This window comes from Pseudomonas sp. NC02, assembly GCF_002874965.1.
GTDB lineage: Bacteria > Pseudomonadota > Gammaproteobacteria > Pseudomonadales > Pseudomonadaceae > Aquipseudomonas.
The window spans coordinates 2,625,978-2,640,597 of sequence record NZ_CP025624.1 but is presented as its reverse complement, the minus strand read 5'-3'; the positions used below and the strand labels follow the sequence as shown (position 1 = coordinate 2,640,597).

Here is a 14,620-nt window from a genome sequence, read left to right as displayed (position 1 = left end):
AGCGATCAAGCTCGCTCCTGCAGGGTCATGTCACTCTTGGACATCCATGAACTCTTTGGCCCAGCTCACGTAGGTGTCGGGGAACGTGTAGGTGTGGGTCAGTTCGCTGGCGGTCAGGTTTGACGTGCTGCGCGTCAGGTTGCGCTGTTCGCGAAGGCTGTCGTAGGTGGCCTTGATCGAGGCGAAGTACGCGCCGTGCCCGGCAACCACAATCCGCACACCCAATTTGGCCAGGCGTTCGTTGTCATTGAGATGCGGGTTGGCGTAGGTCACCAGCATCAACGGCACCGTCAGGCCTTCGGCGATCTGTTCAAGGTGGTCGAAGTCACGGACACCCACCATGCAGATGCCGTCTGCGCCAGCTTCTTGATACGCCTTGGTGCGATGGATAACGTCTTCCACCGGCAATACGGCGGCGTTGGTCCGCGCGATGATCGAAAGCTGCGGATCGACCCGCGCCTCCAGGGCTGCCTTGACCTTGCCCACGCCCTCTTCCGTGCTGATGAGATCGGTGGATTTACGCCCGAACTGCGCGGGCAGCAGGGTATCTTCAATGGTCAGCGCCGAGACGCCAGCACGCTCCAGTTCCTGGACGGTGCGCATCACGTTCAGTGCATTTCCGTAGCCGTGGTCGGCGTCGGCGATCACCGGAAGCTGCGCCACCCGGCCGATGCGGGTGGCCTGCTCGACGAACTCACTCAGGGTAATCAGCGCGAAGTCCGGTGCAGCCAGGACCTGTAATGACGCCACCGAGCCTCCCAGGATGCCGACTTCGAAGCCCAGGTCTGCAGCGATCCTGGCGGACATCGGGTCGAACACCGAGGCGGTGTGAAAGCAGTGTTGGGAGGCCAGCAGCTCGCGAAACGAGCGCCGTAGATCCTGGTGGGAAATTTTCGACATGTTCACTCCTCACTGTCGCCGTATACGCGGGAACGACCAGTGCCAATTCAAAAGTAAGGCTAGCGTATCACGCCGGAAAAAGATGGTTGATGACGTTTGAGAAACTTATACATCACGCTTGGCGGGGGGAAGCCCGCCGCCATTACTTCAACCGTCCCGCCTCACCCAGCCAGGTTGACGCGCCCTGTCGCAACCATTCGGTGGCGGCGGGATTGTGTTTGACCCGGCTATCCAGGAACGCCACACCCATGGCCTGAATCGCGGCCACCTGCTTGGGGTCCGGCGCCGGTTCGCCCGCCATCGGGCCGCCGCCGCCAGGTTTGGCGCCGTGCTTGTGCCCTCGCCCCTTGGGCGCGTCGCCAGACGAAGCACTGCCCTTGTCGGTCCTTTTCGCCGGCCGGCTGAACAGCTCGCTCCCGGACAAGGTCTTGTGCGTCGCACTGTTCAACTCCAGCTGAACACTGCCCGCCGCTGTCACCGACTCGCCCAACACCTCTCGCTGACGGTAAGAGCTGACCCAGTTGAACGGGTCTTCATCCTGCTGGCCGGTCATCGACAGCACGGGCGCCGTTATCCGGGCAAACACGTCCGGCCGGGCATCGGCGTCCACATAAGGGCTGAGCAGCAACACCGCCTTGGGTTGAATCCCGACGCCCGGGGTGGCCCCGGGCTCCAGCGCCCCGGCGAGTGCCTCAGCGGTCTGCGCGCCAAAATCAAAGCCGGCCACCACCACCTGGTTCCAGTCGATGGCCGCCAGTTGCGCGTCGCCTTTGGAGGCCCGTGCCCGAACTTCGCCCAGGACTTTCTGCAAGGTGGACAGCCTGTCACGCAGGGCGGCGGCGGAGTAATGACTGCTCGCCATCCCGCGAAAGTCGCCATATACCGCCTGCTGCGAGGCAAAGATCGACTGATCATGGGCGGGCTCCTGAACCGACAGCACCGCATAACCGGCCTGCGCCCAAGCCTTGCGCCACGCCACCCCGCCCGAGGCCGGCTCACCCAAACCCGGCAAGTAGATAATCAGCGGCAGGCGCTCATGGATCACCGGTGCCAGCCACGCAACGTTCACCGATTGCTTGTCGAGCTGCCAGGTCGCGCCCCAGCCGGACGTTTCATAATGGGACGGTTGATACGCGGTGCTCAGTTCCTTGTTGACCCGCTCGCTGAATTCGGCCCGCGGGTTTGGCGGATCGCCCGCACACCCCGCAATCAATCCCAGGCTGCCCACCAGGGCGCTCACCGCCAGCCAGTACCGAGGTTGAAGGTTCATTCGATTCACACCGCCGTTCAGTTCAAGGTAACTGGCAGCCTAACCGACCCGCCGGCGAACGCAGCACCCGCGCAGGTAAAGAATGGGTAAAGCGTGACGGCACGATGGCCCTCTTCGCGGGTCTTTGTTTTATCAAAGCCGGAAAAATTTCAAGGAGACGCCTGTGAGCATCAGAGACAATCCCGAGGACTATCAGGATCTCAAGCGGGCCGTCGGTTTGCTGGAGTCACCCTCCCTGACGGCCAGGCTGTCCGGCATGATCGGCTCCCCGATTGAAAGCGCGGTAAAGGCATTGCCGGGGGTGGTTTCCAAACGGATCAATGGCGCGGTGGCGGCAGCGCTGCATTCATCCGCCGGCGCGGCGCTGAAAAGCCTGGACAACAGTCCGAGAAAACCGGCCTCGACCCGGCTGCACAAGGCTTTTGCGGCCACCTCGGGCGCCATCGGCGGGGCCTTCGGTTTCGCGGCGCTGTTTATCGAGCTGCCGATCTCTACCACCATCATGATGCGCGCGGTCGCCGATGTGGCGCGCAGCGAGGGTTTCGACCTGGGCGACTTTTCGACCAAACAAGCCTGCATCGAGGTGTTTGCCATGGGTGGCACCAGCCAGGCCGACGATGCAACGGAGACCGGTTACTACATGACCCGCAGCTTCACCACCCAGGCCATGCAACAACTGTCCAAGGAACTGGCGGGGATCGCCGCCAAGCAGGGCTCCAAGGCCATCAGCAGCTTGTCCCCGGGCCAAGCCGGGAAATGGCTGGCGATCCTGATCGATAAAGTCGCGACACGTTTTGGCTTTACCATTTCCAGCAAGTTCGCAGCCCAGGCCGTTCCGGTGATGGGCGCCTTTACCGGGGCGACGATCAATACGCTGTTCACCCACTTCTACCAGGACATGGCGCGGGGGCACTTCATCGTGAAACGGCTGGAAGAGAAATATGGTTTTGAGCCCATCAAGGATGCGTACATGGCCATCAAGGCGGCGCCCCGGGTGAACTAGAAGCGCGGAAATGCCGGAAAAATTTTTAATGCCGTGCATCCACTTCGCTGCCCCGCGCGTACATTCATCCGCAGGGCGCAAGAATTAGGGAGATACGCAGGAAGAGATCACCGGACGCCATACCCTTGAGCTATCTGATGAATAGAAAAACAACATCATAATGATGGCACTGTCTGATACCTTGTTGTACGAACATAACCACTTTGAGGATTGTCATGGGCGAAGGCGCTCCTATTCCGCCGAATGAAATTGAACGGCTAAAAGAGGTCGCGAAATTTTGTCCAACCGACAGCGATAGTGATGATGTATTTGAAAAGATCGTCGAGATGGCGTCTGCCTATTACAACGCCCCCATCGCACTGATTTCAATTGTCGATAAACACCGGCAATGGTTCAGGGCACGGGTGGGAATTACAGAAACGCAGACACCGCGAGAAGTGTCTTTTTGCGCCTACTCTACCCTGGACAACGCCCTGCTGGAGGTGTCGGACGCAACGCTGGATGCCCGCTTCAAAGACAATCCCCTGGTCACGGGGCCGCCGCATATTCGTTATTACGCGGGCGCGCCATTGATCACGGAGGATGGCTTTACCCTGGGAAGTCTCTGCATCATTGACACTGTCCCCCGCCCTCCCATGAGCGAGCGTGACAGTGCAATGCTCAACGACTTTGCCGAGCTGGTCATGATGCGCATACAGGGCATGCGGTCCCGCAACTTCGTAGACCAACCGACGGGGCTATTCAATCGACTCAGGCTTGAGGAAGATATACGTCAAGCGCTTAAGCTTGAAAACGCGTGCCATGTGTACGCAGTTGACATTATCTCGCCAAAGTTTCTCAACGATATTGTAAAGGCCCTGGGCTACAGCTTTGCCGGAGACCTGGTTCTGGCGATCAAATCTCGCCTGCAAAACCTGTTACCCGCGCAGTGCCTGCTTTACAAAATCAGCCCGACGCGGTTTGGCTTCATCCTTGAGGAGAATCAAACCACCGAGCACATCTGCGAAAGTATTCTCAAGGACTTCAAAAAGCCTGTTGAATGCCACGGCATCCCCATCCTCATGCAAGTCGGGATTGGCGTGCTGCCCATTCACCACTCCGGCCAGCAAGACTGGCTGCGCCTGCTGGTGAGTGCGGCAGATGAGGCGCGTGACCGCAAGCTGGGCTGGTCTCTTTATGAACCCCAGTTTGATGCAGCTCAACAACGCGCGTTCATGTTGTTGAGTTCGTTGCCGGAAGCGGTCAGCTGCGACAAACAGTTCAGCCTGGTGTATCAGCCCAAAGTCAAACTGCCCTCGGGAAGCTGTGATTCGGTAGAGGCATTGCTACGCTGGACCCATCCGTTGCTTGGCCCCATCAGCCCTGCCGAGTTCATCCCCCTGGCCGAAAAAACCGCGTTGATACCGTCCGTTGGATTATGGGTGCTCAACGCAATCATCCGGCAAGCCGCAGCCTGGAAAGCACAAGGCGTGCGCCTGCGAATAGCGATGAACATTACCGTCAGCGATCTGGAAAGCTCCGAGTTCGTGGACGCGATGATTCATGAGCTTCACCGGCACGACCTTGACCCTGCCGACTTTGAACTTGAGTTTACCGAAAGCATGTTGATGACCAACCCTGAGGAAGTCATCCGGCAACTGCAGCGCGTTCGGCAGATTGGCATAGAGGTCGCGGTTGATGATTTCGGCACGGGCTACAGTAACTGGGCGTACCTGAAGGAACTGCCGGCCACTACCGTCAAGCTGGATCAATCATTGATCAGCGGGCTGGGCAGCAATCAAAATGACAAGCAGTTGGTTAAAACCCTGATAGGCCTGGCGAAAGGGCTCGGCTACCGAGTCGTTGCCGAAGGCGTAGAAAACCAGGAAATCCTCGACCTCTTGATACAGTGGGGATGTTCCGAAGCGCAGGGCTACCTGATAGCAAAGCCCATGACCGCAACGGACCTGGAAACCTGGATAAGCCCAGGCCGCTAGCGAACAGGCCCACAGCGTGGGCCTGTAAACGTCAGGCGCCAGTGTCAGGCCAGTTCAAAGCGATCCAGGTTCATCACCTTGGTCCAGGCCGCCACGAAGTCCTCGACGAACTTCTCCTCGGCGTCGGCACTGCCATAGACTTCGGACAGCGCCCTCAACTGGGCATGCGAACCGAACACCAGGTCGACCCGGGTGCCAGTCCACTTGACGGCACCGGTCTTGCGGTCATGCGCCTCAAAGGTATCGTGGGTGCCGGTGACTGGCTTCCATTCAACGCCCATGTCCAGCAGGTTCCTGAAGAAGTCATTGGTCAGGGTTCCCGGGCGCTCGGTGAACACCCCGTGCTTGCTTTCCCCGACATTGATACCCAAGACCCGCAGTCCGCCCAACAGCACCGTCATTTCGGGTGCGGTCAATGTCAGCAGTTGCGCCTTGTCGATCAGCAACGCTTCGGCAGACACCTTGTAGTGCCCCTTCTGGTAGTTGCGAAAGCCATCGGCGACCGGTTCAAGGAAACCGAACGACTCGACATCCGTCTGCTCCTGGGAAGCATCCGTGCGCCCTGCCGTGAAAGACACCGTGGTCTGGCGGCCGGCATTTTGGGCCGCCCGCTCAACCCCCACATTGCCCGCCAGCACGATCAGATCGGCCAGGGAAATCCTTTTGCCTCCCGTCTGTGCGGTATTGAAGTCGCCCTGAATAGCTTCGAGACGCTTCAGTACGCCCGACAGTTGCTCAGGCTGGTTGACCGCCCAGTCCTTCTGCGGAGCCAGGCGCAGGCGCCCGCCATTGGCTCCTCCGCGTTTATCGGAGCCGCGGAAGGTGGACGCCGCTGCCCATGCTGTCGAAACCAGCTGCGAGACCGTCAGCCCCGCGGCGAGAATCTTTTGCTTGAGCGCCGCCACATCCTGTTCATCCACCAGCGGATGATCGACCGCAGGAATCGGGTCCTGCCACAGCAACTCTTCCGCGGGGGTTTCCGGGCCGAGATAACGCGCAAGCGGGCCCATGTCGCGGTGGGTAAGCTTGAACCAGGCACGGGCAAAGGCGTCTGCCAGTTGGTCCGGGTTGGCCAGGAAACGTCGGGAGATCTGTTCGTACGCCGGATCGAAACGCAGCGCCAGGTCCGAGGTCAGCATGCTCGGCGCATGCCGCCTGCCGGCGTCATGGGCATCCGGAACCTTGCCGGCGCCGGCACCGTTCTTCGGTGTCCACTGATGGGCGCCCGCCGGGCTCCTGGTCAGTTCCCATTCAAAGCCGAAGAGGTTTTCGAGGTACTCATTGCTCCATCTTGTCGGCGTCGAAGTCCAGGTCACCTCCAGCCCGCTGGTGATGGTGTCACCGCCCTTGCCGCTGCCGAAGCTGTTTTTCCAGCCCAGCCCCTGCTCTTCCAGGCCAGCCGCTTCCGGTTCCGGGCCGACGTTATCCGCCGGACCTGCGCCGTGGGTCTTGCCGAAGGCGTGACCGCCGGCGATCAGGGCTACGGTCTCTTCGTCATTCATCGCCATGCGACCGAAGGTTTCACGGATATCCTTCGCCGAGGCGACCGGATCCGGAACACCTTCAGGCCCTTCCGGGTTCACGTAGATCAAGCCCATCTGCACAGCGGCGAGGGGATTTTCCAGGTTGCGCTCACCGCCCCCGGTGCGGCTTTCTTCGTTGCCATGGTTCTGCGGTTCAGCCACCAACGGACCATCACCCGGCTGCTGCATTTTCTTTTGCACGCCGTAACGCTCTTCTCCCCCCAGCCACGTGGTCTCGGCGCCCCAGTAAACGTCCTCGTCCGGCTCCCAGACATCCGGGCGACCGCCGGAGAACCCGAAGGTCTTGAACCCCATGGACTCCAGCGCAACGTTACCGGTGAGTACGATCAAATCGGCCCAGGAAATCCGCCGGCCGTACTTTTGCTTGACCGGCCAGATCAGGCGACGGGCCTTATCCAGGCTGACGTTGTCAGGCCAGCTGTTGAGCGGTGCAAAGCGCTGCTGACCGGAACCGGCACCGCCGCGACCGTCGGCGGTACGGTAGGTCCCGGCGCTGTGCCAGGCCATGCGAATGAACAGCGGGCCGTAATGGCCAAAGTCCGCCGGCCACCAGTCCTGGGATTGCGTCATGACATCGCGCAAATCCTGCTTGACCGCTTCAAAGTCAAGGCTCTGGAACGCCTTGGCGTAATCGAAGCCCTCACCCATAGGGTCGCTGAGGGAGGAATGCTGATGCAGGATCTTCAGATTCAGTTGCTGGGGCCACCAGTCTCGGTTCGTGGTGCCGCCACCCGCAGCGTGGTTGAAAGGGCATTTCGATTCAGTTGACATGCTTGGCACACCTTTTAGTGACGTTTTCAAAGATTAGCCTCGTTCGCAGAAAACTCTAATAGCTGCAACGTTATCCCCTGATAGACCTGTTCTTGGGATTGAAAGCCGTCCTGGGGCCCCGCCCTGCATAAGAGCCACTGGGATCTCAAGACCAGAAAAAGCCATCCGCTCGACCTTTTATCGCGCGAACCCATCTTCAGTTTGCTTGCAGCTCTTGCGCTTGCGGTATTATGGTATACCATCATACACAAACCAATCAGCACCCAGGTGGAGCAGCCATGAGTTTTGAAATCCGCAAGATCGTCAGCTATGTAGAAGAAACCTTTATTGAAGGCGGCAAGGCCTCCGACACGCCAGTGACTATGGTGGGCCTGGCTGTCGTCCTGAAAAACCCGTGGCTGGGTCGCGGTTTTGTCGAAGACCTGAAACCGGAAATCCGTGCCAACTGCTCGGATCTCGGCGCACTGATGGTGGAGCGCCTGATTGGCATTATCGGTGGTGCAGACAACATCGAAGCCTATGGCAAGGCCGCCGTGGTCGGTGCCGACGGTGAAATCGAACACGCCTCGGCAATCATCCATACCCTGCGCTTTGGCAACCACTACCGCGAAGCGGTCAAGGCCAAGAGCTACCTGAGTTTTACCAACAAGCGCGGTGGCCCGGGCACATCGATTCAAATCCCGATGATGCACAAGGATGACGAAGGGCTGCGCTCGCACTACATCACCTTGGAAATGCAGATAGAAGATTCCCCGCGTGCCGACGAGATCGTGGTGGTCCTTGGGTGCGCCGACGGCGGCCGCCTGCACCCACGCATCGGCAACCGTTACATCGACCTGGAAGAGCTGGCAGCCGAGAAAGCCCGGTAAGCAAGACCGGTCACCCAAACAAAAAACATGCAGGAGCGCTCCATGATTCAGCTCACCGCTGATCGCACCCCGGCTGGCACCAGTTATCTGGCGACCGGCCAAGGCCAGCCTGTGGTTTTGATCCACGGCGTGGGCCTGAATAAAGAAATGTGGGGCGGGCAAGTCGTTGGCCTGGCCACGAATTATCGCGTGATCACCTATGACATGCTGGGCCATGGCGCCAGCCCGCGCCCGGCTGCCGGCACTCCGCTGCTGGGGTATGCCGACCAGTTGCTGGAACTGCTCGACCACCTGCAATTGCCTCAGGCAACGGTGATCGGGTTTTCCATGGGCGGCCTGGTTGCGCGGGCGTTTGCCTTGCATTACCCCGAACGCCTGCAAGGCCTGGTGGTGCTCAACAGTGTGTTCAACCGTAGCGCCGAACAGCGTGCCGGGGTGATCGCACGCACTGCCCAGGCCGCCGAGCACGGCCCGGATGCGAATGCCGAAGCCGCGCTGTCACGCTGGTTCAGCCGCGAGTACCAGGCAGCCAACCCGGCGCAGATCGCTGCGCTGCGTGAAACCCTGGCGGGCAACGACCCCCAGGGCTACCTCACCACGTACGAGCTGTTCGCGACCCAGGACATGTACCGCGCCGACGACCTCAAGGGTTTGCGCGCGCCGACCCTGGTCGCCACCGGTGAACTCGACCCGGGCTCGACCCCGGAGATGGCCCGGCAACTGGCCGATCGCATTCCCGGTGCGACGGTTGCAGTGCTGGCCGAGCAACGGCATATGATGCCAGTGGAATCGCCGCGGCTGGTCAACCAACTGCTGCTGGGCTTTCTTGACACGGTGTACACCCAAAAAAATCCAATAAAGGGGATCGTTGCATGACACTCGCACGCTTCCAGATGTGCATCGGCGGTGAATGGGTCGATGCCCTGTCCGGCAAGACTTTCGACAGCCTCAACCCGGCCCTGGCCGAACCCTGGGCGCAACTGCCCGACGCCGACGAGACGGATGTGGAGCGCGCCGTGCAGGCCGCGCAAAGCGCCTTCGACAGCCCGGCCTGGCGTGGCCTCACCGCCACCGCGCGGGGCAAACTGCTGCGCCGCCTGGGAGATTTGATTGCCGAAAACAAGGAACAACTGGCACAGCTCGAAAGCCGCGACAATGGCAAGCTGATCCGCGAGACACGCGGTCAGGTCAGTTACCTGCCGGAGTTCTTCCATTACACGGCAGGCCTGGCCGACAAGCTTGAGGGCGGCACCCTGCCGCTGGACAAGCCGGACCTCTTCGCCTACACCGTGCACGAAGCCATGGGCGTGGTGGCCGCGATCATTCCATGGAACAGCCCGCTGTACTTGACCGCGATCAAACTCGCGCCGGCCCTGGCAGCGGGTAATACCATCGTGATCAAACCGTCGGAGCACGCCTCGGCGACCATCCTCGAACTGGCGCGCCTGGCCCTGGAGGCTGGCATTCCGCCGGGCGTGGTCAATGTGGTGACTGGCTACGGCCCAAGCACCGGCGCCGCCCTCACCCGCCACCCTTTGGTGCGCAAGATCGCCTTTACCGGCGGCGCAGCCACGGCGCGGCACGTAGTACGCAGCAGCGCCGAGAACTTCGCCAAGCTGTCGCTGGAACTGGGCGGCAAGTCACCGAACATCATCTTTGCCGATGCCGACCTCGACAGCGCCATCAATGGTGCGATTGCCGGGATATACGCGGCGTCGGGGCAAAGCTGTGTGTCTGGCTCGCGCCTGCTGGTGCAGGATGAAATCTACGACGAATTCGTCGAGCGCCTGGTAGAGCGCGCCAAACGCATTCGCATCGGCAACCCGCAGGACGACGCCAGTGAAATGGGCCCCATGGCCACCGCACAGCAACTGGCCGTGGTCGAAGGCCTGGTGGCGGATGCCATCGCTGAAGGTGCGCGCCTGCGTACCGGTGGCAAGCGTCCGCAGAACCTGGGCGAAGGCTGGTTCTATGAGCCGACCCTGTTCGAGTGCGACCGCAACTCGATGAAGATCATGCAGGAAGAAGTGTTCGGCCCAGTGGCCTCGGTCATCCGTTTCAAGGACGAAGCCGAAGCCCTGGCCATCGCCAACGACTCTCAGTTCGGCCTCGCCGCCGGCATCTGGACCCGCGACCTCGGTCGTGCCCACCGCCTGGCCCGCGACGTGCGTTCGGGGATTATCTGGGTCAACACCTACCGCGCCGTCTCGGCCATGGCGCCCATTGGCGGCTTCAAGAACAGCGGCTATGGACGTGAAAGTGGCATCGATTCAGTACTGGCTTACACCGAGCTGAAGACGGTGTGGATCAACCTTTCCCAGGCGCCCATGCCTGATCCTTTTGTGATGCGTTAAGAGACCCCGACCATGATCGAACCCGGCATTTACAAAGACGTCATGAGTTCATTCCCGTCCGGGGTGACGGTCGTCACTACCCTCGACCCGGATGGCGGCATCGTCGGCATCACCGCCAGCGCATTCAGTGCGCTGTCGATCGACCCGGCACTGGTCCTGTTCTGCCCCAACTATGCATCGGACACCTATCCGATCCTGCGCGACAGCAAGCGCTTTGCGATTCATTTGCTGTCCGCCGACCAGACCGCCGAAGCCTATGCCTTTGCCAGCAAGGGGAAGGAAAAGGCCAAGGGCATCGAGTGGCACTTGAGCGAACTGGGCAATCCGCTGCTGGCCAAGGCCACGGCGATCATCGAGTGCGAGTTGTGGCGCGAATACGACGGTGGCGATCACGCGATCATCGTCGGAGCGGTGAAAAACCTGATCCTGCCCGAGCAACCGGTCACACCGATGATCTACCACAAGGGCAAGCTGGGCCCGCTGCCCACCCTGGCCTGAGGAGCTGATTGATGAGCGACGACAAGTACCAACGGGGCCTGAAAATCCGTACGCAAGTGCTGGGCGAAGCCTATGTGCAACGTTCGATCGAGAACGCCGACGACTTCACTCGCCCCCTGCAGGAGATGGTCACCGAATACTGCTGGGGCCATGTGTGGGGCCGTGAGGGTTTGTCGCTTAAAGAACGCAGCATGATAAACTTGGCGATGATTTCGGCCCTCAATCGGCCCCATGAACTCAAGCTGCACGTGCGCGGCGCCTTGCGTAACGGGCTGAGTCGTGAACAAATACGCGAAATTCTGCTTCAGGTCGGCATTTATTGCGGAGTTCCCGCCGCCGTGGACAGTTTCCGACTGGCCCGTGAAGCCTTCGCCGAAACCGACGCCGAGGCCTCCAGTTAACCGCAACATTCAGAGCAGCCCCCATGAAACGCCTGCCACTCGACGACAGCTTCAAGGTCAATCACAACCCGGTCACCCTGCGCGAAATCGTGCTGGCAAAACTGCGCAGCGCCATCATGAACTTCCAACTGCTGCCGGGTGACCGCCTGGTGGAACGCGACCTTTGCGACCGCCTCGGCGTCAGCCGCACCTCGGTGCGCGAAGCCTTGCGCCACCTGGAGTCCGAAGGCCTGGTGGAGTTCGCCGATGCCAAGGGCCCGCAAGTGGCGATCATCACCCTGGCCGATGCCGTCGACATCTATGAACTGCGTTGCGTGCTCGAAGGCTTGATCGTGCAGTTGTTCACCCTGCGCGCCAAGGCCAAGGACATCAAGGCACTGGAAAAAGCCCTCGAGGAAAACCGCAAGGCCCTCAAGGACGGTGAGCTGCAACAGGTCATTGATTCGGTACAAGGATTCTACGACGTGTTGCTCGAAGGCTCCGGCAACCACGTGGCGGCCACCCAACTGCGTCAGTTGCAGGCACGTATCAGCTACTTGCGCGCGACCTCGGTATCCCAGGAAAACCGTCGCGGTACCAGCAACCAGGAAATGGAGCGTATGGTCCAGGCGATCAAGAGCGGCGACCCGCTCGCCGCCCACCAGGCCTGTGTCGACCACGTGCGCGCCGCCGCCGCCGTGGCCCTGGATTACCTCAAGCGCAAGCAGGAAGAGACCGGCAAGATCCCCGAGATCACACTGCCCATCGCCCTCAAAGAACCGCGCATAGGTCACTGACCATGCCCAGCCCCAGTTTTTGCCCGACATGTGGCAGCAGTGACCTCGGTCACCAGCTGCCACCGGGTGATACCCATGAGCGCCTGATGTGCCGGGGCTGCGGCTACATCCACTACATCAACCCGAAGATTATCGCCGGCTGCATCATCGAGCGGGACGGCAAATATCTGCTTTGCCAGCGGGCCATCCCGCCGCGTCCTGGCACCTGGACGCTGCCGGCCGGCTTCATGGAAGGTGGCGAAACCACTGAACAGGCCGCACTACGCGAAGTCTGGGAAGAAAGCGGCGTACGCGCGGAGATCCTCTCGCCCTACTCGATTTTCAGCGTGCCGAAGATCAGCGAGGTGTACATCATCTTCCGCGCCATCGCGCTGCAGATCACCGGCCAGTTCGGGCCGGAGACCCTCGACTACAAGTTCTTCGCGCCCGAGGACATTCCCTGGGACAGCATCTACTACCCGGCGATCCGGCAGATCCTCGAGCGTTATATCGAGGAACGCCAGGCTGGGGTGTATGGCATCTACATCGGTAACGACGACAGCGGCAAGATTCACTTCATCCGCTGATCGTCAGACCCGACACGGATCAAAAATGTGATGTATGCCTGATACCCCTAAGGCACCAGCCCTTCCACGATGATGATCTGCGCCTCGCCCGCCCCTTCACGACGCGCCTTTGCCTCCTGATACTCCGCAGACTCATAACAGGCCAGCGCCTGCTCGTAGCTGTCGAACTCGATCACCACATTACGTTGCCTGGCAGGCCCGCCTTCCATCGCGGCGCTGCGCCCGCCCCTGGCCAGGAAGCGCCCGCCAAACTTCGCGAAGGCCGCAGGCGCGCGCTGGGTGTACTGCGTGTACTGCTCTGCATCGGACACATTTACATGGGCAATCCAGTAAGCCTTCATCGTGACATCCTCTTGCTTGGTTTTGTGGTATACCATAATACATACAACCAATAAATCGAGCAGCCACCATGTCTTTCAACAACATCGCAGACATCATCGAAGACTACCGCCAAGGCAAAATGGTGCTCCTGGTGGACGACGAGGATCGGGAGAACGAAGGCGACCTGTTGCTGCCCGCGGTGTGCTGCACCGCCGAGACTATCAGCTTCATGGCCCGGGAAGCGCGTGGCCTGATTTGCCTGACCCTCACCGACGAACACTGCCAGCGCCTCGGCCTGCAGCAGATGGTGCCGAGCAATGGCAGCGTGTTCAGCACCGCGTTTACCGTGTCCATCGAAGCCGCCACCGGCGTGACTACCGGCATCTCCGCCGCCGACCGGGCGCGCACGGTGGCCGCGGCCGTGAATGCCGATGCGGGGCCGGCCGACATCGTGCAACCGGGGCATATTTTCCCGTTGCGCGCCAAGGATGGCGGCGTGTTGACGCGCGCCGGGCACACCGAAGCCGGTTGCGACCTGGCGCGCCTGGCCGGGCACACACCAGCCTCGGTGATCGTCGAAGTGATGAACGATGACGGCACCATGGCACGTCGCCCTGACCTTGAGGTGTTCGCGCACAAGCATGGGATCAAGATCGGCACCATCGCCGATCTGATCCACTACCGCCTCAGTACCGAGCGCACCGTAGTGCGCATCGGCGAGCGCGACCTGCCCACAGTGCACGGCACGTTCCGCCTGATCACCTTTGAGGACCGCATTGATGGCGGCGTGCACATGGCGATGGTCATGGGGCAGTTACACCGCGACACGCCCGCCCTGGTGCGCGTGCACGTGATCGACCCGCTGCGCGACCTGGTGGGCGCCGAGTATAGCGGCCCCTCCAACTGGACCTTATGGGCCGCCCTGCAACGCGTCGCCGCAGAAGGCAGCGGCGTGGTGGTGGTGCTGGCCAATCATGAATCCTCCCAGGCCCTGCTCGAACGCGTCCCGCAGTTGACCCAGACGCCGCGCCAGTTCAGCCGTTCGCAGTCGCGGATCTATTCGGAAGTCGGCACCGGCGCGCAGATATTGCAGGACCTTGGCGTCTGCAAGCTGCGCCACCTTGGCCCTCCGCTGAAATACGCCGGGCTGACAGGCTACGACCTGGAGGTGGTGGAAAGCATTCCGTTCACCGAATGACGGATAACCGGTAAGGCAAAGTGCTTGCACAAAGCTTGGAATACCATAATATGATATTCCATCGACCGAGTACTTTTGCCAAGTGCGCATGCCAGGGATAGCGCCAGTAACAAGCCTTGGTACGGTCGACTTTTGAGGCTTCGCAATAGAGGCTTCGAGAGACCTACTGCTCC

General features: G+C 60.8%; 14 protein-coding genes. 10 read left to right on the top strand and 4 right to left on the bottom strand.

Annotated elements, in window-relative coordinates; translation table 11 throughout:
* Positions 1 to 30: 30 nt before the first annotated feature.
* Both C0058_RS12510 and C0058_RS12505 read right to left on the bottom strand, forming a co-directional pair.
* Positions 31 to 900 carry an oxaloacetate decarboxylase gene (locus tag C0058_RS12510; protein WP_003208921.1) on the bottom strand — a complete coding sequence of 290 codons (870 nt, stop codon included), beginning with the start codon at positions 898 to 900 and terminating at the stop codon, positions 31 to 33.
* Between the two features lie 142 nt (positions 901 to 1,042).
* On the bottom strand, positions 1,043 to 2,170 hold the full coding sequence (locus C0058_RS12505) for an alpha/beta hydrolase (protein ID WP_102368703.1): 1,128 nt from the start codon (positions 2,168 to 2,170) through the stop codon (positions 1,043 to 1,045).
* 163 nt (positions 2,171 to 2,333) lie between these two features.
* Between C0058_RS12505 and C0058_RS12500 the strand changes: the two genes are divergently transcribed.
* Positions 2,334 to 3,173, top strand: a complete 840-nt coding sequence (locus C0058_RS12500) for an EcsC family protein (RefSeq protein ID WP_003208925.1) — start codon at positions 2,334 to 2,336, stop codon at positions 3,171 to 3,173.
* A 215-nt stretch (positions 3,174 to 3,388) separates the two neighbouring features.
* Positions 3,389 to 5,149: an EAL domain-containing protein gene (locus C0058_RS12495; protein ID WP_008436073.1), complete on the top strand. Its 1,761-nt coding sequence runs from the start codon at positions 3,389 to 3,391 to the stop codon at positions 5,147 to 5,149.
* A gap of 44 nt (positions 5,150 to 5,193) precedes the next feature.
* On the opposite strand, the gene katG is transcribed toward C0058_RS12495, so the two are convergent.
* Entirely contained in the window at positions 5,194 to 7,464 is a 2,271-nt protein-coding gene (gene katG / locus C0058_RS12490) for a catalase/peroxidase HPI (RefSeq protein ID WP_102368702.1), read from the bottom strand.
* Between the two features lie 278 nt (positions 7,465 to 7,742).
* On the opposite strand from katG, the gene C0058_RS12485 reads away from it, so the two are divergent.
* From C0058_RS12485 to C0058_RS12455, 7 genes are read left to right on the top strand one after another with little or no spacing between them, the layout of a single operon-like run.
* Positions 7,743 to 8,333, top strand: a complete 591-nt coding sequence (locus C0058_RS12485; protein WP_102368701.1) for an amino acid synthesis family protein — start codon at positions 7,743 to 7,745, stop codon at positions 8,331 to 8,333.
* Between the two features lie 42 nt (positions 8,334 to 8,375).
* On the top strand, positions 8,376 to 9,209 hold the full coding sequence (locus tag C0058_RS12480; protein WP_102368700.1) for an alpha/beta fold hydrolase: 834 nt from the start codon (positions 8,376 to 8,378) through the stop codon (positions 9,207 to 9,209).
* Positions 9,206 to 10,687, top strand: coding sequence for an aldehyde dehydrogenase (locus C0058_RS12475; protein ID WP_087694300.1), 1,482 nt, complete (start codon positions 9,206 to 9,208; stop codon positions 10,685 to 10,687). The genes C0058_RS12480 and C0058_RS12475 overlap by 4 nt, the downstream gene beginning before the upstream one ends.
* A 12-nt stretch (positions 10,688 to 10,699) precedes the next feature.
* Positions 10,700 to 11,185 carry a flavin reductase family protein gene (locus C0058_RS12470; RefSeq protein WP_010567340.1) on the top strand — a complete coding sequence of 162 codons (486 nt, stop codon included), beginning with the start codon at positions 10,700 to 10,702 and terminating at the stop codon, positions 11,183 to 11,185.
* 11 nt (positions 11,186 to 11,196) lie between these two features.
* Complete coding sequence (locus C0058_RS12465; protein WP_087694301.1) at positions 11,197 to 11,586, top strand: carboxymuconolactone decarboxylase family protein; 390 nt, start codon at positions 11,197 to 11,199, stop codon at positions 11,584 to 11,586.
* Positions 11,587 to 11,609: 23 nt separating this feature from the next.
* On the top strand, positions 11,610 to 12,362 hold the full coding sequence (locus tag C0058_RS12460; protein ID WP_087694302.1) for a GntR family transcriptional regulator: 753 nt from the start codon (positions 11,610 to 11,612) through the stop codon (positions 12,360 to 12,362).
* A 2-nt stretch (positions 12,363 to 12,364) separates the two neighbouring features.
* Complete coding sequence (locus tag C0058_RS12455; protein ID WP_102368699.1) at positions 12,365 to 12,928, top strand: NUDIX hydrolase; 564 nt, start codon at positions 12,365 to 12,367, stop codon at positions 12,926 to 12,928.
* A gap of 47 nt (positions 12,929 to 12,975) precedes the next feature.
* Here C0058_RS12455 and C0058_RS12450 read toward each other — a convergent pair whose 3' ends face one another.
* On the bottom strand, positions 12,976 to 13,269 hold the full coding sequence (locus tag C0058_RS12450; protein WP_087694313.1) for a DUF1330 domain-containing protein: 294 nt from the start codon (positions 13,267 to 13,269) through the stop codon (positions 12,976 to 12,978).
* 68 nt (positions 13,270 to 13,337) lie between these two features.
* Here C0058_RS12450 and ribBA point away from each other — a divergent pair, with 68 nt between their 5' ends.
* Positions 13,338 to 14,447 carry a bifunctional 3,4-dihydroxy-2-butanone-4-phosphate synthase/GTP cyclohydrolase II gene (gene ribBA, locus C0058_RS12445; protein WP_087694304.1) on the top strand — a complete coding sequence of 370 codons (1,110 nt, stop codon included), beginning with the start codon at positions 13,338 to 13,340 and terminating at the stop codon, positions 14,445 to 14,447.
* Positions 14,448 to 14,620: the final 173 nt, after the last annotated feature.